This window comes from Paenibacillus tyrphae (assembly GCF_024158745.1).
Lineage (GTDB): Bacteria > Bacillota > Bacilli > Paenibacillales > NBRC-103111 > Paenibacillus_G > Paenibacillus_G tyrfis_A.
Window position 1 is genome coordinate 58473 of sequence record NZ_JAMZAW010000032.1, and the last position, 26813, is coordinate 85285.

The window sequence follows — 26813 nt, forward strand, 5'->3', positions numbered from 1 at the left end:
ACTCATCTAAACCGCTACACCGTCCTTCACTTTCAATTCGCCTTTAAAGGCTTTTTGTAGAAGTGCCTGGAAGTTGGATTCTAGTTGTTGGAGTTGTATAAAATGTTTTTCTTTTTGCTGAATAATTGCCCTATACTTTTTTTCATAACTATCTTGCAATTCCTTTGGTGGAATTAAGATAGAGATGTTTTGCATTTCTTGTGCGTTAATATTGGCCATCCCAATTATATTTTTACACATTTCTTGCAACACTTTCTTGCCGTGCTTTGAATTCAAGTAACCTGAAACAAAGTAAGGATTGCCTTTGTCATTTATCCTTACCCGTATTAGATATCCAGCTATAGCCATTTTTTCATTACTATCAAAGACTGCCGTCTTTCCAACTAATTCTTTACTGTTTGTACGATTAAAAAGCAAATCACCCGTTTGAACAAGATACTTCTCCTGCTCTTTATCATCCAAATCAATGTATTTAAGATTACTATAGTACATGTAACCTTGATAAGTAATATTATTCATACGCAAGTACGGAAATTGACCCGAACCTTCATTTGCTTTCTTACTAGTACCATACTTAGCCTCGATAATCAAATCCTTTATTGTACCTATAGGATAACCTTTTTGATTTGCAGTTGGGTTTCCAAACATATCCAAAAACAAAACTTGAACTAATTCATCAAGTTTGGTTATTGCTTGTTTGCGTTTATCAACTAAGGTTTGAGCTTTATCTAAAATATCTATTATAAATCTCTGCTCACTAATAGATGGTAGTCTAATTTGTATCTTCCTTATATCAGAAACAGAGAGATGCTTGACGGTAACGTATGGAGTCGAATCCTCAATTTTCTTTAATGCATCCGGTAAAATATATAATAAGTATTTTTCTAGCAACTCAGGCGAACTTGATTCAATTTTACATACACGTTGATTTAATAATGAAACTGGTCCTAGCCACTCCGAAATTTTAAACTCCCCATCCATACTTATTAATAAATTACCTTTTGAGACGAGATATTCTTCTTTGTATTCACCATTGTAATAGGTGGCTGGGTTGTTTTGGCCAACATCTCTAATTCTGATTAATGGAATACCATTTTCCTCTTCATTGAACATATCTGACTTAAAAGCAAACCCTGATATAATTTTAACAACCTCACCAACAGTTATAACTCTCATCCCAACAACCCCTTAAGTTCCTCAAGCCCTTCAATTATTTCTTCCTCTAGTTGCTTGATAGAAGCGAGTATGACCTTCGGATCTTCGTATTGAACTTCCTCATACTCCGTTTCTTTGTAGCGATTGATGCTGAGATCATACGCATTGTTACGAATCTCATCTACCGGAACCAAGAAAGATTTCTCTGTACGTTTACACTCCTTCTCTGCATCCTTATTACCAAATCGCTCAATGATGTCCGGTATATCATTCGCCTCAATAGGATTCCGCTTATCATCAAGCGAGTAACCGTCCGCCTTCATGTCATAGAACCAAACGTGATCCGTACCGCCTGCACCTGTTTTGGTGAAAATCATAATAGCTGTCGAAACCCCAGCATACGGCTTAAATACGCCACTTGGCATCGAAATGATAGCTTCAAGCTTGTGATTCTCAACGATTTCCTTACGGATGTCTTTATGAGCTGTGCTGTTACCGAATAGGACACCATCTGGCACGATGGATGCACAACGTCCACCCACTTTGAGCATACGAAGGAACAAAGCAAGGAACAGCAACTCTGTCTTTTTCGTACGAGTCACGCGCAGCAGATCCGCTGCTACCGCATCCGCATCAAGCGACCCTTTAAACGGCGGATTAGCTAAGATTAACGTATATTTGTCTTTGTCTGCATTGTTTTCATTCAAGGAATCGCGGTATTCGATATTCGGATTATCCACCCCATGAAGCAGCATATTCATGGCGCCGATGCGCAGCATCGTACGGTCCATATCGAAACCATAAAACATATGATTGTTGAAATGCTCCTTTAATCCCTGAACCAGAAATAGATCAGCATGATGGTCACGCAAATATTCTCCTGCCGCAACCAGAAAACCCGCTGAACCCGCAGCCGGATCGCAAATAATATCCTCTGGCGTCGGCTTCATCAAAGCGACCATCATTTCGATAATGTGTCTTGGCGTACGGAATTGACCGTTCGTTCCAGCCGTAGCTACCTTAGATAATAGATACTCGTATAAATCCCCTTTGGTATCCCTATCCTTCATGTCAATCGTATCGATGCCCTCGACAATGCGTACAAGCATATTCGGGGTCGGGATCATAAAGATGGCATCGCCCATGTATTTGGCATAGGCTGAATCCTTGTCCCCATGAAGTGACTTAATGAACGGAAATACTTCATTGGAAACAATCTCATACATTCGCTGCGGATCAAAATCCTTAAATTGACTCCAACGCAGATGCTGCTTGTCACTTGGAAACAGCCCTGTAAATGGCACAGACAGCAGCATCGATTCATTTTCCTTACGTGTTTCCGTTTCATCCAGGCCCTTAATGAACAACAAATATGTAAACTGTTCGATTACGCTTAATGGATTAGTAATGCCGCCGGTCCAGAATGTCTCCCAAATCCGGTCTACTTTTTGTCTTAATTCACCTGTAATCATAGCGATCTCCTCTGCATGTAGGTTGTTGTCTAATTATACAACGGACTGTCCTAATATGACATACTTCTAATCATTACCAAGAGCCGTATTTAGCAATTCAACAGATAAGGCATCCACGCACGCTTTTCCAAGGCTCAAATCCAAAAAGGCAACACGAACTTCCACATCGTCCCCGCTGTCATATCCGATAGGCTGTTTTATCATTGAAAGATGAGGTGTCCAGGGATAGAGCAGGTAAACCTTTGTAGCTCCATACTTTTTGCCGTAAGCATATGCTTGATACATATCCGAGTGCGAAATACCGTAGTCCGAGGCAGTAGAGAGCAACTTCCACTTCGTATCCAATACGACAACCCCGGATGGGCCTTGAACGACAATATCCGGTTTCAGTTGGAACCTCGCCGGGTTATGGAACAAACGAAAGGTCCGATCCTGTGTCTTAATCTGCACATGAGGATGTACCAGCACCTTTTGTATAAGTCCAGCCACGTATCGTTCGAACACCTTCTCCATCGGGAACAGTAGGGCGTAAGCTAGAATTTCACCTTTAAACGGTGTGAAACTTTGGCCGGACATGAATAATCTACACCATTCGAGGATCGTCTGGTACTCTTTCATTGCCCTGTCCGTTGAAATGTTAGCCCAATCCTTCTCCAGATGTACGGATCTCTCAATGTTGTCGAATGCAGCCATTAGCGAGTACAAGTCCTTCAGATTATCCGTACTCCCACTAATCCGCATCAATAACTCTATCGTGGTCTTGATCAGCCGATTCTCCGGTCGATTGACACTATACTCGTCATATTCGATATAGAAGCGTTCCTTGTGAGCAGCGTTATTCTTAATATGCTGGGCAACTTGCAGCTTCCCTTTAAAAAAGTACTCGTTGTCACGATGCTCCCGATAATCCGATTTCAGTCCGCGTTTGACTAATGTTATCGTCTCTTCTATAAACATGCGGATGAAGATGTCGAGTAGATGGTTTTTCTCCGCTTGAAGGCTCGTTGGATTGAATTGTTTATTCGGAATATCCTTGATGGACCGAAGCATTTGGATGAAGATGCTCTTCGTTTGTGTGTCGGAGCTTTCCTCATCCCGAGAGTACAATTTCGGAAGAATTTCAATTTGGGTGCCATCCTTCATAGCGATTACACCAACATGGTTTTTGGCGCTGATGATCTTGCCGATTCCTCTCCTGCTTGACAGCGTCATGAATTCAAGAGGTTCCGACGCGTCCTTCGCCCCTCTATTTTCCAGTACAAATTGCTCCAGGCGGTCGAAGGTTGACTCCGCCAGACATTGATAACCAAGCGATATTCCGTCTGCATTCTTGCACAGGGAACCATATTCTTTCATCGTAACTTTGGTACACTTGCCATTCTTGTTACTCAGTCGCATATTCATCTGCACACCTATTCAAAGCTATTGTGGTCGTAGATTTTCCGATAAGAGTCGATCTGACTGAACGCAGCGTGATTGATCTTATAAGTAAAAGTATCCTCCAGATCAAGATCGCCAAAATTACCGAATAGCTCATTCACATTAACCTTGTTCAGTACAATAAACTGCTCCGACTCTGGCTTATTATTGTCACTCAATACAAGGCGAATTTTTTCATAGTTATCATAAAAATACTCCTGCAGCAGTGGAATGATCGTATGCTCAAACAGATGCCCCAACTTCTCCAACGTTGGATCTTTGTATAATTCAAAAAAGTATGCGTGCCCTACAGTATGCTCCCGATCGTATAACGCCTCGATTCGCCGATTTATTGTCTCCAGCATCTTCGGTAGGTTCAACAGTTTACCATTAATCTCTATTGAGGCAAGACAACCGGGATCTGGCATCATTTCGGCAAATGAAAACCTCCGGCGCAGTGCCGTATCCAAACGGGCTATTGAACGATCCGCCGTATTCATGGTAGCCAGCAGGTAAACATTACTCGGAACACCAAAAAGCTCTTGGGAATACGGCAGCTTCAGCATGATTTCTTCCGGCATGCCCATTCGTTTAGTAGGCTCTATTAAGGTGATAAGTTCACCAAATATTTTGGAAATGTTCCCCCGATTGATTTCGTCAATGATGAACACATAGTTTTTGTTGTTCTTTTGGATGACGGAGTTGACGTGACCAGTCTTTTGTTTTTGTAGAATGGAAAGAACATCCGAAAGCGTAATTCGGTTCAGCCGATAGACTGACCCAAGAGTCATAACCGTGTTGTCGTTAAGTTCCATGATGTTCTCCCGGATATCCTTTACTAACCAGGTTACATTTCTAGAACGCTTATAATCATCCATTTCTTCAAGCCACTCATAATCTCCTGTCACCACGCCGATAGCATCTATGGTTTCTTCATCGTACAGGACCAGGACAATATCCCCGTTCCGCATTTCGTTCATAAAACGGGAAAGAATCATCTTTCCTCCATACTGGCTGTAATCCGTTTCTTCGTTTAGGGTTTCACCATAAGAATCCCATCCTATGCGAATTCTGTTGTTGTTGAAACAGTCCCTTTTAACCGGGTTCTCTTTGGACCCTCCCAAGGAAACTTTCCAAATTGTTGGTTCTTTACGGATTCCGTAGTCGTTGCTGGTTTGCACAATTGGTTTTTCAGCTGCCACACAGAACCGTTTAAATACTCCTGCTACAATCTCGTAAGCTACTTCTCCAATCTCGGAATCCGTTTTTTCTTCGGATACTATCCTTGGCTTGATCCCTTCGATAAATTCCTCATAACCATATGATTGATGAAAAGTGGTAAATACCACCTGCCCATTCGCCTTATACGCTTCAAAGCGCCCCTTGATTTGATCATATCCGCCTGCCTCAGCTTCTTGGAGAATGACATTTAATGGCTCACCTTCAATAATGGAAACCGCATATAGAACAGTATGATAGGTTTTCCCGGTTCCTGGTGGGCCATATAAGATGATATTCTTGTCTAGCATCTGATTATTAGATGAATGCACAACTAAATCTCCCGCTGCGGTAATAGATTGTTCGCTTTGTTGGCTTGACGCAGTTTCAGAACCTAGACGGATCTCTCGCTCCCTTAGAAAATCCTCATAATAAACAAGACTGTATTGAAAAGCTTTATTACCAGTTCTTTCGTTCACTAGGTCAAAATTCTCCGCTTGCTCCATGGCTTTTCTCATGTTCCCATACTGACTTGCATCTGCAATTTCGAACACATTGGTCGTTTCAAGTTCGATATTCGACAGCTTTGCCGGTGAAGTGGATAAAGCTGAAACATATTGCATGACAGTACCTTCCGAATAGGGTTGACCGTTCGATTTCTTTTTACGTCTTAACCAGTCGGTATATTCTTTTTTTAGTATTTTGTTCTGATCAACCATTGGGGTTCACCTTTCAAACTATAATTTGACATATTTCATTACACTAACAAAATATAAACCCGATTCCTTTACCGAATACCCGAACGTTCTCGACCATGCTTCGGTGTAAGCCTGCACCTGTGACGCATAGAATTTGACAAACTGCTGCAGCTTTCCATCGTCTAATTGATCCGTCTTGAAGTCGACGATCACCCAGCCATCTTCTTCCTCGAATGCAAAATCTACAACACCTCTTATTAAAAGATATCCTTTATCGGATTGAAGTTCAGACTCAGAAGCAGCAGTCTCGGAAACTGTTTGTTCGTTGACAGACTGATACAATATATCCTGATTACTTTGAACCATCATGATCGGGATTTCAAACAACCGTTGCTTCGCCCGTAGACTACGCTGCCAGAGTTCACTACCTAAAACTTCCTTGAGAATAGGCAGAGCATCCGCTGCGTCCTTCTCCGCAACCTCTTCGATCTGGCAGAGGTATTGAACGTACTCGGGCAAATCGGTCAGCGGGAGACCTTTTCCAACTGCCTCAAGTCCCTTATGAATCATGCTACCAAAGGATTGTCCCCTTCCCGTAGCTGACCATTCCGGCGTGTCGCCAAAGTTCTTCGTCAGTCTCGTAACGGTTGCTTCCGCATAAGTCGGTTGGCGCAACTGATGGAACACCTGCTCTCTTTGGGCCAAGTAAGCCCCTAGATCAATGGATGCTGATTCTGATTCAGATAAACCAGATGAAGCTGTCCCAACTACGACATCTCGTTCAATTTCTCGATCACACTCACCATTCCCGACATCCGCTTCCGGAACATCCAGCTCCCGGATGTGATCCATCCCATCCATTAGCGAGCTCCACGGGCACTTCGCCGGCTGCTCAGGGTAGAGGCTGACAACCAGCATTTGCTTGGCCCGCGTCGCCGCGACGTAGAGAAGCCGATCCCGCTCCGCATGCATGAAGGCTCGCTCTCGCACGCTCATCGCTTCCCAGCCAACCGGTTGAGCAATCGTTTCCTTCTGAAACCCTTTCGCTTGCTGGATCAGGAAATAGCCCGCGGCCGTGGCCTCCGAACGATCAACAAACTGGTCAGCGTCATGATCCTTGTCTCCGCAAGGGCAAGCAAGAAACACGATAGGCGCTTCAAGTCCTTTTGCCTTATGCACATTCATGATCCGTACCGCTTGACCTTTGCCCGCGTAGAGACTGGCGGTTTCCATTCCCTGGCTCTCCCGAATGGCCGAGATCGCATGCGCCAGTTCATGCCAATCCGATGCAAGCAAGGCGTCACGCTGCAAGAGCTCCAGCATCTTAAGCAGAGTTCCCGACCGGTTGGCCCCTGCTTCCTGTACCGTAGAATAAGGTAAAAGACCGGTGTCCTCTATAATGCGGTGCAGGGCCGCCCATGCTGGCATTTCCTTGACCCAGCCAGCATATTCCCGCAATTTCCGGCATGCAGCGGCAACTTGGCTCCCCTGCTCTGCTGCTTCCTCCGGCAGCCGATAGATCGACCACGAATTCCCTTGAGCGCGATACGCCATCAGATCCTTGTCGCTAATACCGAATAGAGGTCCGCGCAAGACGCTCAGCATCGCCACCTGGTCGGACGGATCGGCCAAATAGAGGGACAATTGTCCCAGCGTATGAAGCTCGAGATATAGGGCGGAGCTTCCGACCGTTTCCGCGGCTACGCCCCTTTTCTCCAGTTCTTCCGCGTATAAGTGCAAATAATGCCTTGTTCTTGTCAAAATCAGAAAATCACTGGGTCGCGCCTCCCTAAATACCCAAGATGCTCCTGCTCGCTCCTGAATGTGCAAATTCCCATCTCGGCAAGCCCATGCGATGGTTGCGGCAATACGCTCTGCGTCAACCGCCGCTACTGCATCCTTGCCTCCCGGAATTTTCGGATACGTAAGCGCATATATCCCATGGTTCGCTTTCTTGCTTGCTTTGGGATTGGGTATATTCGTTTCCATCTGGACATACGCCGCTTGAACATCGCTTTCACGAGCGGGAAGCTTGCCGACGAATTGCCCGTTCACAAAAGCGCCGATCCCATCGACGGATCGAAAATTGCTGTTCAAGTGAAGCACATCTCCACATGCCAGAATCCGCGACTTCACCTCGTTATAGATGGAAATATCCGCGCGTCGGAAACGATAGATGGACTGTTTTGGATCGCCAACGACGAACAAGGAGCCGGGCTTGGGCGTAAGCTTTCGCCAATTCCGTTCATTCGGGTCATCGCTGGCTCCCGTTAAGAAAAACATCATTTCCGCTTGGACCGGGTCGGTATCCTGGAACTCGTCGACCATGAGCCGTTGGTAGCGCCCGGCGAAAAATGCGCGAACCTCCGGGTAATCACGTAGCAGACGGCATGCATACACCAAAAGATCCTGGAAATTCAGCTTTCCGGCCTGCAATCGCCGTTCTCTGCAATAATCCAATGCAGGCAAGACAAATTGAATGACCTTGGGATACAGATATTCCCGCCACGATTGAAGAAAGGGGTACAGGACCGTGATCTGCCAATCGTGAAATTGTTCGGAAATGGCTTTGGCTTGCTTCTTATCCGTCCATTTGTACTGCTTCACATCCAGTTTGAAGTCAAACATCTTCACAAGCGTAAGCATCAGCCTATCGTCCTGCTCATCCGATAACCGCAGCATGCGATTAGTAGCACGCAGTTTTGCCTGAAGATTATCCCAACCTTTTTCCGGTTCAGCCGTCGGCAAAAACCTACCTGCTTCTTCAATCATTGGAAGCAGAGAGAGCCGGATCAGGTTGAAATCAGGACGTTGAACCGGTTCGCATGGAATATGAAGGTCCGTAAAAAGAGATACCCGATCATAGACATTTTTCAGAATGCTGACATCGATGTCCACCTCGCCAAAGGAAGCAAGAGCCTCACGATCTTCCTCCTGCAGCCGAATCAGATATTCGTCCCAGCATTGATCGTGGAACGCACGATTCATCTCTTCGTCCATTTCTTCAAAAGAAGGGTCCAATCCGGCCTCAATCGGACGCTCGCGAAGCATGGAGGAGCAGAACGAATGGATCGTTCCGATAAAAATTTGGTCCAGATTGGACAAAGCTTCTTCCAATCGGTCTCTGGTTTCGCCTTCAACATCAGCCGCTTTCCGTTCCAAAGCAATGCGGAAACGCTCCTTCATCTCATCCGCCGCTTTATTCGTAAAGGTGATCGCCGCAATCTGCTCGATCTTAGCCGTATCGGTCTCGATGAGCACCAGTAATCGGCCGACCAAGCTGGTTGTCTTGCCCGATCCTGCACCGGCTTCTACCAGAAAAGTTGTATCAAGCTCTTCCAATATCCTCGTTCTAGCGTGTTGATCGGACGGTTCATTCAAGGTTCTCCACCTCCAGCAGCGTGAGCAGCAGCTCCGTATTCGCTTCATTTTTTCGTTTATGGCCCATCATCTCTGCGTGATCTCCGCATACAGCCGCATAGTCGCAATAACGGCAGACCCCCGTGTCCGATGCAGGAACAAACACTCCCTGTTCCATCGACGAAAGGATTCTCCGGATCACCTCGGTGACCCGATGACGTGCGGTTTGCGACCGTGCAATTACTTGCCCTTGCCCCCGCTCGCTCGGAAAGACATAAGCCGCTTCAAGCACTTTTGCATCAGAATCCAAGTCCGTTTGCTGCATCCAAAGCTCCGTGCCCCAAGCATAAAGCGCGTGCTGAAGTTGCGTGCCGCCAGCGAACACACCATTTTCCTTGTACGGGCGGGGGCTGCCGGTCTTGTAATCGATAATGCGATATTGATGTGGCGCGACTTGATCGATTCGGTCGACGATGCCGCGCAGCGAAATGGTCATGTCGTCTTCAAGCTCAAGGCGCAACGGCTGGCTGTCCACGATGAGCTCTTGTTCGAAAAACCGCGGAGTCGTCTTAGTCTGCAATTCCATTCGATAAAACACTTCAACATCCCGGAGCATCGCTTGCCTCTCTTTCTCAAGCACATGAGGGCTTGGCGCCGGAATCCGCTCGGCGTACGAGAGAATTGTTTCCTCCGCGATCCGAAGCAACCGGGCATGATCGTGCGTAATCGGCATGACATGACTTGCACAGACTTCTGTCATATAACGCCGATAAACCTCGTGCAACAGCGAGCCTCTTTCATTCGGCTTCAGCCAGGAGGTACGATCAAAGGTCACCTGATCTTTCACGCGAATCCCCAATACATATTGGAAAAAATAACGCATCGGACATTCCGCATACTTTTCCAACTGACTGGCACTATGCGTCCGTTCGGACAGGCCTCTCCAATAAGCACTCCATTCTTCCCCCGCTATATATCCGTCATGCTCCGTCACTTGTGTGCAGCCGCGTGCTTCAAGGGCCGTTCTGCCTTGATGGAGCACAGGATAGACCGATTCAATGACGGCTTGCCGGTCCCGCTGAAGGCTTGCATGCGCATGGATATGCCCAAAAACGTAATGAGCTCTGTCCAATGGCAATTCATTTGGTTCAGCAGAGCAAGGCTGTTCTACATCCAAATATCCGATCGGTTCTCCTAAACTACGGTGCAGCCTCTCATAGTCCGCATTCGGCTCCCCCGTTGCTTTTCGGAATACCTGTAGAAGCTGAAAAGCCGGACTTACAGTTGTTCCTTCGGCCAGGTCATACGACGAGAAGCTCAATGTGAGCTCGCCGCTCATCATCCCAAGCCGTCCATCGCGATGGCGCTGCCGTTCCCTTTGTCTCTGCACCGCTGTTTGCAGCTCAGGGCCGATCCGTCTGCATTCCTCATCGAGCAGCATGGGATTTTGCCGGATACTCCCGAACCACGAATGTTCATCCATCCCGAGCAGAAACGTGTGTTTTCTCCCGCTGATCCCCCCATTTGCCAAACTCGATACGTACAAGGAGCCGGGCTTGGGCAACGGTTGCACCTCGACTCGAAGCTCCTGCAGCATGTCCCTGACATACAAGAACCCTTGTTGTAACGGCATCGATTCCGGCACAGGACATTCCTGCAGCTCCTTGCCCAGACCTTTCAGCTCCTGCCGAACGATCGCATCCTCTTCCACTCTGCACACACCAAATCGATCCAGAATTTTAACGAGCCATCCCCAAATGCTTGCAGGAGAGCTGAGCGCCGCTTCGTCTGGAAACAGTTCTTCTAAGAGGTTGGTAAGATGCTTCTTGATTTCGTCATCCCACTGTTGTTGTTCCGTCCGCTCCCGTTCTTCGGGTCTTTCATTTGAATCCCCTTGGGTACGAACATGTCCTGACCCCAGTATTTTGATATACCTCTCTTTTCCCCAGCCAATGCCGCTTTTCTCCAAGGCCCGAATACAATCCGCATTCGTTATTCCTTGGTCACGATCGGAGAAGGTGATCAATTGCTGCTGCAGCATGGATACGAGCTGCCGCACCTGGTAACCGGACTCCAACCAGTTCAGCAGAAAATGTGCGGCTCTTCCCATTCCAGATGTGATCACAGGCAGCCCGTCTGCAAAGGAACAGGGAAGACCCAGAGAAGCACCCATGGTTGAAATGGTCAACGAATATTCTTCATCCGGGACGATCATCTCCACTTCATCCAATGGAATCCGGTCCTGAATGATTCGTCTCAATGCTTCACGAACCTCCGCCAGCTTCCCTGTCGCATGATAGAACTGAACCTCGCCGAACGGCAATGTGGAGTTAACGTCAGTGAAGGAAGCATCCGCTTTTATTCTCGTCATCCGGCCATTGGACAACCGCTCCAACATCTTGGTTGAAACCAGTGGAAGCGGCATAGGGTCTGGCAGGATAAGCTCCACGTTTTCCGGCAATTGGGCTGATATATACGACAAAAGGCCGGGAAAATCGGTCCAGTTTCGCTGCTTCAGGAAAAGCTCATACGCTGACAGTACCTTTCGGACATAGCAGCCTTTTTGCTGGCTCAAAAAATGATCGCTTCGAAGCTCCTCTGCGTTAACACCCGCTCGGCGTAAATCCATAATGGCTTTGTGAACATGCATGGCAATACCAGGCTTTACTTGATCCATGGAGATGTAGGAATCCGGCTCAGAAGCCATTTGTGCCATGACATGATGGACGATCCAAAAGGACCGCTGATCCCCGATCAAGGTCATCCCCTGTATATACAGAGAGAACTCAACTTGACTTCTTACAAAAGACTGAACCGTATGGACCTCGACATTCATAACCGGCCCTAATTCCCGGCATATTCGTATAAGCCAGGACTGCCCTTCCATATAGGAAGGAGCGATCACAATCTTTCGGCGAAACGGCTCTTTGCAGATTGCACCATACAAACGCCATAGAAACGTTCCTTCTATGTTCAAAACGAATCCCTCCCTCTCGTTTCTCGCTCGACATTGGCACCTTACTTCCCGTACAACTGTCCCCAACGTATGAGTTGTTCCTTGAACTTTTCTCTGACAGATGCAGGCTCGATAATCTCCGCTGAAGGGCCATACTGAACTACCCAATTCATAAACTCCCGTTCGTGGTTGACGGTGACCTCGAATAATAAACTTCCGTCCGGCAGGTCGGTCATTTTGGGTCTCACGAACAATTCTTCTTCCTTCACATACCGTACGACATCCGGATGAAATTTGATCTTGAAAGTAATTAAGGAATCCCCGCGTTCAATGGACCAGGTGTGCTTCATATACTGAGCGATGCTAAAATCACCTTTATCGAAACGATTACCTGTCAACTCTACATGCCGGAAACGGCTGATCCGAAACGTGCGAATTTCCCGCTTAGCACGACAATAGCCGATCAAGTAAAATTGTTGATCACGTGGAACCAGGCAATACGGATCAATTTCCCGCTCCGTTAGTTCATTCCGGCTTTGTGTATGGTAAACAGCCCTGATCGTCTTGCTAGCGATGATCGCTTCCATAATGAGTAGCAAGAAGTTGGTATGGTTCTCCCGATAAGCTGGAGTCCCCATTTGAATCATATCCGCGACATTTTCCAATGTATCGTAGTGTTTCCGGGTTTCTTTTACATGGGTCGCCATCACCTTGTCATAGGCGGATTCAAATCCTGGAGGTAATTTGCTGGTGTCGAGCACGGAGGGCAAGACAGAAAACACCAACGCTTCCTGCTCCGTGAAATTCAGCGGGTACATGGCGAAATTCCCAACAAAACGATATCCTTTTCCATAACCTTCATTCGTAATCGGTGCAATCAAATCCAAAATTCTCATATCTCTGTAAATCGTTCGATCCGTGGTCTCGCATTTATCCGCCAGCTCCTTGGCCGAAATTCCCGGATTAGCTTGTATAGCAAGCAGCATTTTATGGAGCCGTATCACTTTATCTGACATATCGTTTCTCCTGCCATGGCATGTGTAATGTAAATCCTTATCATAAATGGAAATTCGACATTCTACCTAGTTCTTCCTGCCTATAGGCAGGGGGAAAACGAAACATCCTCTGTCGTTTTAATAATGTACACTTCCTCTAGGCCCGGCGCAAGTTCAACAATTGCCGTTTCCTTCACGACAAATCGCACCATGCCACAAACATGATGCTCAAACGTATCATAAATACGCCCGGCACTGCGGCATCCTTTGGGTACGGTATGAGGACTGTTGGCGACATAGCCGATTTTGCCTAGTGGGATCATATCTACTTTTATCGCCTCATGGTCATGGGGATTATCAGGATCTTTGATTAAGTGAACAATCTGCCCCGGTTTCAGAAATGCAGCCCCAAAATAGTGCTGTGTGCCTGTGATGGCTATGTATATTGATTGATCCAATGTAATCACTCCCGTATGTCTTTCCTTCATTATGACGGATCACAACGACCATAGAATGTCAGCGAATGTACGTTCTGCCAATTAAAAAAGCACTGCGGTGTCTCAGATTGAGATCGCAGTGCTGCATTCATTTTAGAAAATGGGCAAACTTATCCGGGGAATTTCGAATGTCTTGAGCCAGCTTCTCGTATTCCGCGGATAATTTGACCGAACGAACTCTTTTGGCATCTTGATCGCGCGGCTCTATGAATCCTTCTTCTCTCCAATGACTTACCTTTTCCCTTATTGAACGATCCGACAAACGAAGCAGGTCCCTCATTTCGCTTGTCGTTAGGGTGTCTTGTTTGAAGGTTAATTGAGCGAACACCATTCTTTGCTGGGGATCTAACTTGCGAATCAGATCCGGTTCGATTTTCGTCATTTGGGCGGATTTCTCCGTTACGATGGCTGCGGCTTCTTGAAAAACCTCCGCCAAACCATCAATAAAGAATTCCAGCCAAGGCGTCAAGTCAGCCTCATTCCGCCCAAAATAATAATTGTGATGGAGACCCAACTGGAGTCGGCGATAATATTCAGCCAAGTTGCGGTCATAGAAATTCTCGAGTACAAATAACCCCTTTAAGCCATATCTGCCGCGGCGTAAAAGATATGTCGTGATCATCCGGGCCGTTCGACCATTTCCGTCCATATACGGATGGATCGTCAGAAACTGCCACATGAAAATCCCAGCTTTGATAGGAACCGGAACCGAATAGGTTTCCGGCGAATTCACCCAGGCCACCAGATCCTCCATTAATACAGGGACATCTTTCCATTCCGGCGGCAAATAATAACCAGAAGCATTGCGGCTACCTACTTGATTTTGCTCTTCGCGATAGTCACTAATACGCGGTCTTCGTCCGTGCGATATCCGGATAATGGCATGCAGCTTTTTAATAAATTCCTCTGTGACCGGGAGCTGCCTTTTTTCGGCTTCATCCAGGTATTCCAAAGCTTTCATTAAGTTATAAACTTCCTGCTCTTCATTTTCATCACTGGTTTGGTACAAGACTTTTCGCTTCGTGGCTTCGTCAAGAGTGTTTCCTTCAATTTTCGTTGAAAGAATGACCGTCTTTTCCATCGATTCTTTCTTAAGCAAATCCAGAATAGATGCGGGCAGTGGAAGCAAATCCACTACAACACTGGCGCGTTGTATATCCATTAGTCTGCGGGCAATAGCGTCCGTTATTGAATATTTGGGTGTGAACATAACATCACCTTCCTCAATAACATTATACCATTGCCGCTATTTTGCCGCAAAGCCATTATTTGATGTAGCCATGCGACTTTTATTGGTTACTGTTTTTTTCTCTAAGGATTAAATCGATCCATTCCTTATGTTCACGCCAACCATTCAAGACACGGATGCCTTGGTATGCAAGCTTTTTTACCCATTCGGTTTCTGAACGCAGGGAATCTGCTTTTGTTTGCTGGGTATCAACGATCTGGAATTCCGGTTCGAGGCCATCCTTCCGGATACTGGCAATCCACTTTTTATAGGCTCTATGTTTGTAAGAATCATGTAAATGGCTGATTTTTCGATGTTCCATATCATGGGTTTGTCCAACATAAAAGGGCATCTGTGTTCGAGGATCAATAATTAGATAGGTGTAATAAGGCCCTTGTTCTTCTTCTGCCTCAATAGACTGAATTTCTGTAAAAATCTCTGATTGATCAAAATGATAGTTGGGAGATTGTGTTTCTGGGGACATCTGCGTCCACCAAATTTCTGCCAGTTCTAACGTTGAGAACGATTTATAGACAGCCCCTGTATATCCTTCAACGTTTTGTTTGGCTCCTCCATCCCATTTGTTATATATTCCTGGATTTTCACCCATTACAACGACGTAGAATTTACTTTTCATGGATTTTCCTCCCCACTGGTTTTTGCTCCAGGTCTCTTCGACTTTTTCTCGAGTAGGGCGCGGTTGAACTCCTCATCGGTAATTTCTTCATTAAGCCTCTTCCATATGAGTTCTTTTTCTTCGTCATTCAGTTCAGCATCTTCGTAGGACCAGGAAGCATTCGTCCTCCTAAAGATCTTCTCAAATTCTTGCCGTGTTATTTTCATAGGAGTGGCGTCCGGTACAACGCTTTATTCTCCAGCCCTCGGACCGGCTGTGTCCATAACTCTTTGTCCGAAGTGGCACTCAGTGCGTCCTCCGCCATCTGGAGTTTGGCATCCAATGCATCAATATGATGAAGCGCTACTGCTTCAGCTGTTTGCGGCTGTACTGGGCTTCCCCATTCCCCAAGGTTATGGTGAGAGAGAATCAGGTGCTGCAATCCGATTACTTGTTCCGAATCGTGCGGAAGTTCCAGCCGCAATGCAGCTTCTGTAATCCAACTAGCTGCCATTGCAATATGGCCAATCAACTTTCCCTGGATGTCTGACACGACCCCCAGATGAGCGATCATTTCCTCTGGCTTTGCGATATCGTGTAAGATAATCCCAGCTTTGATCATATCCGCATTTAGAAATGGTCTCTGCTTACAAAGGAACCCTCCTATCTCCAGCATACGTACGATATGATAGGCCAAGCCCGCAAAGTAAGCATGGTGATGCATCTTGGCAGCCGGATAATGAACCAGTTTCTCTCTCACCTTATCAACGCAAAAGCCTACAATATCGCGAGTCATCGCATCCGAAATACTCTCAACGACTCTGTCTATGACCTCTATTAATTCCGTAGATCCCATTGGTGCAGCTCGAATAAAATCGGTTAGAGACACGCCATCCTCGTTCCTTACATTGCGAATCCGGGAGATCTTAACCTGCGGTTTTTCCCGATATAACTGAACGATTCCTTGAACCTTGACAAGCGTCATCGGAGAAAAGTTGTCTCTTTCCGTTTCCTTCACATCCCAATACTTGGCAGGCAGCTGTCCGCTGGCATCACACAGCACCAAATCGAAGTAATCCTTTGCCGGGGAGGTGTTAGTTTGCTTCAACTCCAGTTCTTTCAGCAAATAGAAGCCGACGAATTCATCGTTCGTAATCAGTTCTTTAATCATTGTCATTCTATGCACCCCCGCTTACAACTCCAAAAACTCTGCCTCTGCTTCAGTAACCTCATACTCCTTAAATTTTAAGTATTTCTTTATCGTACTCGTCATTTTCAAAGGATAAGGCTGTGCCGATGTCGATTCCAAGGTAATGCACACTTCACGTAAGCGATGTACCATCCAAGCCAAGCGCTCTCGATCTTGCCTATCCATCGGACCTAATGGCATATATTCCACAACTCGGGGTTGTTGGAAAGCCGTTTCTGGGTTATCGTACTTGGTCATGGCTTTGGCAATATTCATCTGGGTCTTGGGTTTGGTTCCGACACCATAATACAGTCCTGACTCGTTATCGGAATAAACACCAATAGAGAAAGACATGGGACGAAAACCGTAAGCTGGAACATCCTCATTGGAATTGACACGAATAACGGTTATCCCCTGATCGTCCTGTTTCAATCCAGGCAAGTCAGGGTTCTTGTCACAGACAATTTTGTTGTTTTGAATGCCCTCCAACCCTTTATAACGAAGCTCCGCTTCAACTAAAACGATCGGCTCCTTGCCATTCATTCGTTCCATTCTTAACTGCTCTCCGAACCAGCGTGCTATTTCTTTCTTTTGTGCACCCGGGGCTTTGGGAAGCGGATCAAATTGATCTGTTTGTAACACAGCCTCCGATAAAGTCAACCATTCCTCAAGGCCCCGGCTCTTTACCGTTAGTACACCGTCTTCAAATTTCGTAAGAAACGCATAAGTTCCTTTATCACCCGACACCAAATCATAGGCAATGATTGGGCGTTGTTCATTTACATCCATATGTGCCTTGTAATCGATAACTCCCGCATCCCCCAATAAATCCAAAATACAGTTGAAGACTTTGTGAATATAGCTTGACTCAGGTTTATCCTTCTTACGTTTAGACTTTTTTGCACCTTTCTCTGGATAGACGAATTGAGTGATTCTCCCCGTTAATTGAAACCCTTTGCGTACGGCTTGCTTGGGATCTGTTCCTTCACCGAGCTTTTTCCAGTCGTCTTTAGGTAATATCTCGATCAAGGAGCACGTTATGAAATGACTCGCTTTAACATGTTCGATGCTTCGGACGATTTTATTGGTTCGATGTTCATCTGCCAGATTCTTAAACGCTCCGCGATCCAAGCCATCTACATAGTCCCTTCTGTCGCACTTGACAATAACGATGCGGTTTCCAGAGGAAGAGTTCAACCTAAAAACTTCTCCGTCAACTTGTTCAGCCAGCAACTTTCCTTTATATTTTTTAGTCTTCAATGCTTCGACGAGACATTGGTAAAGAGAGTCTGGTCCCCACACTTCAAGCACAAAATCTTTATCGTGACCGCAGTATACAGATGGGATCTGCTCTCTCACTCGCCTTGCTGTCACTTCTCGCTTCGGCTTGGGTACAAGTGGCAACGACGTAAGCGATCTCCAGTCGGATAAATTCTCCCTTACCATCTCGTAAAATCTCATTTTCTCCTGAATACTGATTCCCGCTTCAATATAAAGGGAATTATTAAAGACTCGATTATTATGAACTATCCATATCTTAGGGGAGCCATCTGAGTGATACTTGACTGGATTTGTTAAGATATCCTCAGTCGATAATGGATTGCCCCATAAGACATCGCAAAACAATTCGTCGAGCCCTTCAGACCAACGTGTATAAGGCTCGGTTCCACCCTCTCTGCGGAAGGATAAACTCGCGTACGAACGTAATCCCATTCCCTGGCCTTTTATAAAAGGATTGTCCATGGAAACCAATAATGTGCTATTGATGCCGCCCTTCAGATATTTGGTCTCCTGTGGTTTCGTAATAAACCGCCTTATTCCAGCCGAAACCATCAATAGAAGGCGTTCCGGCTCCCCAGCTCGATATTGTAACCGAAATCGGACGACATAAGAAAAAGTACCGGATCTTGTGGATATGGGTTGTGACATGCACTCAGCCTTTTGCGTGGCATATACCTGCGAGAACGTAAGCTCAACTGGCTCATCCCATTTCTCAAGCAGTAGTTGCTTCGGACTCAAGCAAAATTGATGGGCAACAAGAGCTGGGAACAATTCATATTTTAACCTTGAGTCACGATGCACGATGGAATCCACCTTCTCGCTTCGCCAGCCCATTGTACTCGTTTCAAAATCATCCGGTGCAGCTACGCCTTGCCTAGTTGCTATTTGGTTCATCCATCCCTTAGCGAGTAATAGGATCATTTCAACCGGGACAGGCTGCGTTGCAATGAGCCACGGACGCTTTTCTTCCAGATAAAATTGGTTATTGACAGAGACGATCTGTGGAAATATACTCTGCAGTTTTTTACCTAAGGGCTTGATCGCAAAGGGCAGCTTAACGCCATTATAAAATTGACGAATAAATTCTCGCCAAACCGTTGGAATATCCAGAAGATAGATCTGCTCATTCTTCCAAGCATTTTGATCACTCTCGAAAGCATACAGCTGCAGTAATTTACCAGTCCGACTCATCGGTCTCATTCCTTTCCATCATGACTTTCATACTGTCTATAAAAGGTCCATATAAACTGCGAAATGCTGGATTTGATTCATGATCCAACATGATCTTCAGCCAGTAATCTAACATCGATTCCCCAACGTCCGTGCGCATGGGCTGAGCTAGAAATTTACCATCACAGTAAAACACTCTGGCCGGTGTACCTTTGCGAAGAAGCCTTCCAATCGTTTGCCAGACTGGGATAAAAGTATACCAGGCTATGGTCTTTCTCTCCACAGGATTTAGTACGGACCAATAGTCTGGTTTACGGTACATCCGATGAAGTAAGCTATTACTTTCGCTGCGAATTAAATCCAGTGCCTGTCTATAAAGCTTGCCTTCAAAATCGGCACGTTCAATGAAGTCAGGCAGTTTGGCATGCAAAAGTTGGATTAGATAAGTCATGTCCTGCGGAATCGGATATGGACGTATCATAAAAAACACCGATCCAAATAATGAACCTTTCGTATCATCCAGAATGTTGTAACCGCGACTTATCGCAAGTAAAGGGGCGATCAGCACATCAGCGTTTTCGTTAGCAAACCGCTCTAATTCTGCTCTTGAAAACTCGGCTTCATAGAATGGATCCGGGTTCCTCGTTAACTGGCGGTATCTATTTTTCCAAGAAGAATGGGATGCAAATACGGCTCCGACATCAACAACGTCTTCATATGAGTTGACAATCAACAGTACTTTACGATTAGCTCCAGCATAACGCCACTCCATCAATTCTTGTTCAATCTTGGACATCAACTTGGCGGTTAGCGCACGTAAATTTCGTTCTCTCCTATCCTCAATCTCACCAGATATTTGGATAGGTTTTTCCTTTCCGTGTTCATAGACCGGATAATATTCCTGGTGAATGACTGGAACACCCAAATTGGATTCCAACAGCCACCCGGGTAACGAGGCAATATGATAATGCGCCGACCCAGGAGCCAGACTTGTACCGGAAAGCAGAACAACCGCAGGCCCTTCGTATCCATCAATTCCAGCATAGATCGATTTCCAGTCTTCAAGGAGAAGACGACCGACACTTGAATATTGAACAGCTTTGAAAGTACCTGTTTCATTTCCAGGTTTTACTTCATACAAATACCCGGTCATACGCCCAGTCATCGCTTCTTTCATAATTGCCGAAAATTCACGTTGAATCGAGTAAAGTCCTTCGAATTCAGATAATTTCCCCAACTTGGCTTGAACTAGTGGATAAAGATCCATGAACACTTGTATATCATGATCGATAAGTGCAAGACATAGATATAATTCCAACGAATGAACCGGGAACTTCAATCTTCCTATGGGGGTTGTCTCACCGCCCAACTTATGGAGAATGGCAGTTAAAGCTTGTTCCCGCTCCTTCATTGTTCGCGCTTGCAGCATTTTCGTTACATCTGCATAGATATGGTGTTCCAGCGGATGGTCCGCATAGTTACGCAACTCCTGTTCGATTCTCTCCCGATCTTGTTCATCCTTGGCAAAAGCACCACTGATGCGATAAGCTTCGGTAGAGAGCCGTAATAACTTCCGATACAAAAACTGAGCGAATTCTGGCGATAAATTCAATGTACGATATACGCCGCGACGGATGGTGCTTTCAAGGCGATTAAGGACATCCATCCAATCTTGTACAACCTCGTCATGGGCGTACTTGCCATAATGGCCTATCGTTTTACGGAAAGATTCTAACAAGGTCTTCTCAAAGAGGTGCTGGGAGTTTCCAAACAAAGCAATCTCGGAGACGAAGGAATCGTCGAATTGCTTCTGAACCGCATCGGCTTCATCAACGAAAATGATATCAAGCAAGTCATACATCGCTTCATAGATTGTTCTTTCATAAGGGTCCAGCATAATCGGTAGTTTGGATTTCAATATGCTTGCTGAGGTTGTAACCCAAACTTCCGCATGGATCAGGGCTGCGAAATCGCGATAGATTCCGCAACTGGCAGCATAGGGGCATACGCACTTTTTCTCCTGCTGTATTAACTGACGGCATGGATAATCCGTCGTGTCTTCGTGGTCATTGGCAAGAGCATGAATGATGCAAAAATCGGATACATGTCGGAGTTCCAGATAAGAGTCCTGCCCCCAATCCGTTACATCCCGAATCTGATGGCGACGGGCGGATATATAGTCTTTCTGATGTTTACGGCGGCCCGATCTTCCAATTACAGGAACAGCGTTAATGCCCAATAAACGAAGTTCCTTAACCCGATTTAATACTTGGGGTACACTGCTCTCAATAAATCCGATACGAGCTCCCTCTCGGACTAATCGATCCGTCTCCAACACCATAAGTGTCGATTTACCCGACCCCAGTCCCCCCACGATATGCTGTAAGCCCTTATACTCAAACTGTCGAACACTGGGGTTTGTCAATGATTTTAGTTTAAGCCCAATCCCTGCCCGTTCCTTCCATTCTGAGGCTACCGAAGCTTCTCGCATCCCCTCTGTCTGATAAGTATATTCGTCCCCAAGTTGAAGTGTAAATTCCCCCTTGGTTCTGTATCTCGGAAATGTTGGCGTATTATCCAACGGCGATGGAATTGCTCCGCCATAACGAATGGACTCTTGCTCCTGGTTACATTTGTTGTAGTGGAACTTGCCTGATGTAGCAAAGCGTATGTCTTTTGACTGATGGGCAACAGCTTGTTCTAATAATTGGGTGTACCATTTCCTGCGATCGGAGTACAACGCAGGAGTCCGGAGTCTCCAATGTCTACCGTCGATTTCGTATAATCTATATTCATCCGAAACTTCTTCATATCGTTCGAATAAGCTGTCCCATGTCATCCTTGAGCGAATAGAACTAAATAAGACTCTTAGACGGTGCGCAATCTCCTTCCAAGCATGCTTAGGAAGAATAGGAGAATCGTAACCTGATAAAATCGAATATCCCTCTTGGATATCAATAGCAGGATCGATCATCAAACATCCCGTGACGAATAATTCGACAGTATAAATGGTTTCAATGTTTTGCCGCGGCAATCCAGACGGCAGGAGACGTGAAAGAAACTGCTCAAAATAGGTCCAATACGATACTCTCATCTGTTCATTGCCTCCCCTGCCAAATGCTTCTGAACAACCTGCTCATTTATGACTTTCAGATGACTCGCATGGGCCATGAGTGCTTGTGTAACGAGCCTTGAATAACCGGGGTATATTTTCGTTCGGTATTGTGGAATGACAATATACACATGTGAGTCTCGATATTTCTCTAGTTGGTGGGGTTGCATTTTATTGAAGAAGTTAGCCAGATGTAGGGGATGCTTAAAATCTTTCATATCCAGATAAACGATATGCGTGTCCAATTCAACAGCCAGATCGAAGCGATCAACTTGCGGAAAGAGTGTAACCTTGTAGCCATTCTTCGTTAACCAAGCTTTAGCTGCAAGTTCCGCCAGCCCTGGCAGCATGGTGTAACGATAAATTCCGTAACGCAATCGATGCATCGGCTCCGGGGTTTCCCATTTCTTAAGCTCTCCGCGACTTGCGATTTTCCCGCAAAGGTCTTCGGTTCCACATTGCCAGTGATTATTTCGAAACTCCAGCGTCCATCCGCATCGTGGACATATGCGATATCGTTCTATATCGTCCGTTATTTCTTCATAGCAGCGGCTTAGCCATTTCATCAGTTCCGGATCCTTAAGCTCCAGCCCAAACTCCATTAAACGGTAGGAAGATATCACCGGATTGGTGATAAGGAACGCTCGAAGTTTCCTGTACTTCTCCTCTAACATAGGCATTGTCCCCCGGCAGTAGCGCAATATCTCTACTATTTCTTGTGTCTGAGCTTCTTCCGGTGAATCGTACATGAATTTAAAATCACAAGCATCTGGCGATAGGCCCAGATCAGGAATCAAGAGCGGCGCTTCCTGCGGATAGATACCGGCTACTGAAATCCCCCATTCTTCTGCCGGTTTTTGCAACAATTGAATCAGCGAAGGCAAATCAATTGGAGCTTCTTTTCCCTCCAACATTAGTAGGCGAACAAACTGCATATGCCCTTGACGCAACAGAGCCGGCGGCTCACCGAGTTCTTTCCCCCATTGTTCCAAACCGGCGATTACATTCAGTAGACAATCTCTTACTGCTTGATCTTTTTCCATTTGAGCACCACCTGAAATAGATAAGTCGACCACTTTCCCATCAAATCATGCTTTCAATGTTACCGAATAAATTGATTCTTTGGGATTATTATATCAAAGAGCATTGACCAAATATCGTCAACGAACAAATGTTCCAAACAAATAAACGACTAATTATCTTAGCCGTTTAAACTCTTGAGTTATTGTATTCCCTATCGTGGAGACATTGACAACATGTCCAACAATCTTTTATAGTATGAAACATAGGCAGTGTCATTGGCAGAATTTTCCCCTGTTTTACAGGTATCGCGGAGAATTCCTCTGCTGAATTCTTAATGGTTTAACTGTTAATGAATATAAGTCTCTGGCCACGCGGCGAAAGGGATCCGAATTTCCACAGGTAACTGTGGTACTTTGGGTCCCTTTTTTGTTTTTCTAATGCCTTTTGAAAGAGGTAATGTTTATGGGGCTTGTTACACCTAGGCAAATCAAATGTATTAAAGGCGATCATTTTCAACAAAATGTCCAGTCTGCAATTAAGGCTCTCGTAAAAACAAGATCAAAGAAAAAAGGAATGTATCATTCAAAAACTAAACACGTTTCAGAATGTTAACGGAACTGTTGGATCCGATTTTCGTATCGACATTTTCGACCGTAACTTTAGCCTTCAACAGCTCTATTGCTGACCAGAGTGACTTTTTATGATTATCCCCTGTTATTACTACAATTTTGGTCGGTTCTACTTTTGCCATTTTCTCACCTCTGTCTACTAATTTTTTGAAAGTTTGTGCGAGCCCACATTAAGGAGGTTTCAATATGGAAATTAATGAATTGAATAGTAGCCATATGCCACAAAACGATTTGTGGAAAGGAACAGAATTGTTTCTGTGGAATGCTTCTTCCACAGAAGAATTTATAAATGGAATAAAAAATCCTCACGATGAGCATCTTACAACTGACGCCATTTGGGACGTTAGTAAGAGCAAAGTGAGGAATATTATGGACACACTATTTAATTATGACTACAATGATTCAACTGCTGCGCCCCACCCTAAAAGAAATATCTCTGATTGGTTGTGGGAGCAGGTAATTCAGCCAAACATCAAATTGGATAAAGTTAAATTAATTTTGAAATGGATCCAGACATCAAAGACACCGATCACACTTTATAATTTCTACGAAGTAGCAATGGAATTCCAACAGCGCATCTCTACATACATTAAAAAACCGGTTTGGCAGCTAAATGATCAAGATATTACAAAAATGAATTTTCAGTATTGTTTGAAATACGTCAATTCAGCCTTAGAGAAATCTTTTCTCCTACAATTCGCTAAATTCTATTTCCCAGGCGAAAAATACAATATAGTCAAGCAAAGCAAAAAAACTAGAACTAAGCTGGGGGATCATGAACTGCATCCGTATTTAAAAGCTTTCAATGACCAGCTTAAATCCGAAGGCTGTACAATAGGGCATACGAAGGATGTAAATCGCGCCGTAATGTTGTTTCTAAATTGGCTTGTTGATAATCACGCTAGTTTCAATGAATTCTCAGCGAATTCGATTCCTGTTTGGTTAATTGAAAGAGACCATATTTTAGAATTTGAGAATCACCTTAAACGTTGCCATTCAAAGGGCCTTTACAGCGAAATTACTGTCAGCAATAAATTCTACTGTGTGATTACGTTCTTTAAGTATCTATATGACAACAGAATTATCCCAAAGAATATCGGTTCAATAAGAGGAATTTCAGCAGAGAGGTATTTGCATCGTGATATTCCCAGTAAAGATCAATTATCAGATTTCTTCAGTATTATAGCTAGTTACTCGGATGATCCTGAGTATGATACAGCATTTTTTGGATCTCTTCTTCATCTCGGACTACGATTCTGCGAAGCCGAGCGTCTAAATTGGGATGATATCAATTTCCAAGCAAGGATAATCAAAATCCGAGGAAAAGGTAAAGCCGGAAAACCTGTGCCTTTGCACTTGCCGGGTAAGCTTTATCAATACTTGGAAGCTTTATATAAAGTTCGTTCAGACGAACAAGCGGTTTTTAAGGGAAACCAATCAAAAAGAGTCTTTTATGGAAAGATGTTAAATAAGTACAAGTTATACTCATTGATTTCCGGCTGGACTTTCCCTGGAGGTCTTCATTTGTTCAGACATACATTTATCACAAAACTTAGCCTTAGAAAAAACGTTCATCCGCAAATCATCAAACGTCTAGCTCGACATGACAGACTTGAGACGACCTCAAAGTATTTGCATAGACAAGATCAGGAACTCAAAAATGCATTGCAAAAAATCGATTCTATATGGAGATGATTTTATGTTCAAAGTAGAAGGTAACTCACCTATCGCTAATCTAATGGTCCAATTGCAAAACCTTGCTGCGACCAACAGTCATGATCATATGAAACAAGCTCTAGAAAGAAGCAATCTTATTTTCGTTGAGGAGCCAAAAAAAACAAAAGATGTGACGTTTGAAGAAGCCGTAAGTTGGTATTTACAAAGTTCTGAATTCGGAAGAAAGAGCGAAGCTACTCAAAAAACATATCGATCTGAATTGAACCAGTTTGTTTCATTCATTCATTCGCTGCCGGAAGCTCCATCCTTGCTTTCATTCGAAAAGCATCCCAAAGTACTACTGGATTACCTTAAGCCGGTTAAAACTCAAAATACTCGATCAAAAAAAGCTTCATTTTTAAGGGACTTCTTTACTGTTACCTTTACACGATTTTTTGAGATAGATATTAAAAAAATCAAGGAAACCTTGATAGTTCAGGTTGAGTTTGATGAAGATCTGCCAAAAGCTTTTACGAAAGAACAAGTTGAGGAAATTACAAACTTATCGCGTCTGACCAACGATGGTTTTAGAAATTTTGTCATTTTATGGACCTTTCTTGGCAGCGGTATTCGCCTTAACGAGTTAACCCAACTCCAAATCAGAGATATTTGCTACAACTCACAGAACCTAGAAGTTCGTGTTAAAGGAAATAAACTTCAAAAAGTTCCGCGGAGGATTACAGCTACATCATTAGAACTTCTTAAAAAATATGTAAATTTTAAATATGGAGCACTTAAGAATCAGCCTAATTACACTAATTTGTATGTTTTTTCAACTGATAAAGGAGTTACCCCAATCAGTGACAGTACAATCCAAAAGATGTTAGATGGGTTAATTTCTGAGGCACAGACCATTTCTCCAGAAAAGAAAGAGCGTTTATCTGTTCATTCTTTACGTCATTCTTTCGCATTGTTCGCCTTAGAGGAGGGCGTGGATATTGTCAGTATTTCGAAACTCCTTGGCCATAAATCATTAAAAACAACAACCATTTATTTACAACTCTTTAACAGCATGCTTTTGCAGGCAATCGAAAAACATCCTTTCGCTCGTTCGTTAGCAGCAAATTTATTTGATTGAG

Annotated in this window: 17 protein-coding genes; 2 read left to right on the plus strand and 15 right to left on the minus strand. The window is 44.7% G+C overall.

The features are described 5' to 3' along the window. Positions 1-6: 6 nt before the first annotated feature. The 15 genes from NI000_RS32275 to NI000_RS32345 form a co-directional block, all read right to left on the minus strand. On the minus strand, positions 7-1176 hold the full coding sequence (locus NI000_RS32275) for a restriction endonuclease subunit S (RefSeq protein ID WP_253415428.1): 1170 nt from the start codon (positions 1174-1176) through the stop codon (positions 7-9). Beyond that, a complete protein-coding gene (locus NI000_RS32280) occupies positions 1173-2627 on the minus strand; it encodes a type I restriction-modification system subunit M (protein ID WP_253415429.1) in 1455 nt (484 codons plus the stop codon). The genes NI000_RS32275 and NI000_RS32280 overlap by 4 nt, the downstream gene beginning before the upstream one ends. 66 nt (positions 2628-2693) lie before the next feature. Continuing rightward, on the minus strand, positions 2694-4031 hold the full coding sequence (locus tag NI000_RS32285) for an McrC family protein (protein ID WP_253415430.1): 1338 nt from the start codon (positions 4029-4031) through the stop codon (positions 2694-2696). 8 nt (positions 4032-4039) lie between these two features. Next, positions 4040-5983: an AAA family ATPase gene (locus NI000_RS32290; RefSeq protein WP_253415431.1), complete on the minus strand. Its 1944-nt coding sequence runs from the start codon at positions 5981-5983 to the stop codon at positions 4040-4042. 18 nt (positions 5984-6001) lie between these two features. Further along, positions 6002-9343, minus strand: coding sequence for a UvrD-helicase domain-containing protein (locus NI000_RS32295; protein WP_253415432.1), 3342 nt, complete (start codon positions 9341-9343; stop codon positions 6002-6004). Beyond that, complete coding sequence (locus NI000_RS32300; protein WP_253415433.1) at positions 9336-11747, minus strand: PD-(D/E)XK nuclease family protein; 2412 nt, start codon at positions 11745-11747, stop codon at positions 9336-9338. The genes NI000_RS32295 and NI000_RS32300 overlap by 8 nt, the downstream gene beginning before the upstream one ends. A gap of 593 nt (positions 11748-12340) precedes the next feature. Further along, entirely contained in the window at positions 12341-13294 is a 954-nt protein-coding gene (locus NI000_RS32305; protein ID WP_253415434.1) for a helix-turn-helix transcriptional regulator, read from the minus strand. Between the two features lie 80 nt (positions 13295-13374). Further along, on the minus strand, positions 13375-13731 hold the full coding sequence (locus NI000_RS32310; RefSeq protein ID WP_253415435.1) for an HIRAN domain-containing protein: 357 nt from the start codon (positions 13729-13731) through the stop codon (positions 13375-13377). A gap of 127 nt (positions 13732-13858) precedes the next feature. Further along, positions 13859-14980, minus strand: coding sequence for a Fic family protein (locus tag NI000_RS32315; RefSeq protein WP_446030840.1), 1122 nt, complete (start codon positions 14978-14980; stop codon positions 13859-13861). Positions 14981-15059: 79 nt separating this feature from the next. Then, a complete protein-coding gene (locus tag NI000_RS32320; RefSeq protein WP_253415437.1) occupies positions 15060-15635 on the minus strand; it encodes a ribonuclease H1 domain-containing protein in 576 nt (191 codons plus the stop codon). After that, the gene (locus NI000_RS32325; RefSeq protein WP_253415438.1) at positions 15632-15841 is read right to left on the minus strand and encodes a hypothetical protein; all 210 of its coding nucleotides are present in this window, start codon (positions 15839-15841) and stop codon (positions 15632-15634) included. The genes NI000_RS32320 and NI000_RS32325 overlap by 4 nt, the downstream gene beginning before the upstream one ends. Continuing rightward, the gene (locus NI000_RS32330) at positions 15838-16791 is read right to left on the minus strand and encodes a 3'-5' exoribonuclease YhaM family protein (protein WP_253415439.1); all 954 of its coding nucleotides are present in this window, start codon (positions 16789-16791) and stop codon (positions 15838-15840) included. The genes NI000_RS32325 and NI000_RS32330 overlap by 4 nt, the downstream gene beginning before the upstream one ends. A 15-nt stretch (positions 16792-16806) precedes the next feature. Further along, on the minus strand, positions 16807-19284 hold the full coding sequence (locus tag NI000_RS32335; protein ID WP_253415440.1) for a pPIWI_RE module domain-containing protein: 2478 nt from the start codon (positions 19282-19284) through the stop codon (positions 16807-16809). Continuing rightward, positions 19259-22348, minus strand: coding sequence for a pPIWI_RE_Z domain-containing protein (locus NI000_RS32340; protein WP_253415441.1), 3090 nt, complete (start codon positions 22346-22348; stop codon positions 19259-19261). The genes NI000_RS32335 and NI000_RS32340 overlap by 26 nt, the downstream gene beginning before the upstream one ends. Beyond that, complete coding sequence (locus NI000_RS32345; protein ID WP_253415442.1) at positions 22345-23409, minus strand: restriction endonuclease-related protein; 1065 nt, start codon at positions 23407-23409, stop codon at positions 22345-22347. Before NI000_RS32345 ends, NI000_RS32340 begins: the two co-directional genes overlap by 4 nt. A gap of 795 nt (positions 23410-24204) precedes the next feature. Between NI000_RS32345 and NI000_RS32350 the strand changes: the two genes are divergently transcribed. Further along, positions 24205-25713: a tyrosine-type recombinase/integrase gene (locus tag NI000_RS32350; RefSeq protein ID WP_253415443.1), complete on the plus strand. Its 1509-nt coding sequence runs from the start codon at positions 24205-24207 to the stop codon at positions 25711-25713. Between the two features lie 4 nt (positions 25714-25717). Further along, a complete protein-coding gene (locus NI000_RS32355; protein ID WP_253415444.1) occupies positions 25718-26812 on the plus strand; it encodes a tyrosine-type recombinase/integrase in 1095 nt (364 codons plus the stop codon). The last annotated feature ends 1 nt before the right edge of the window (position 26813 follow it).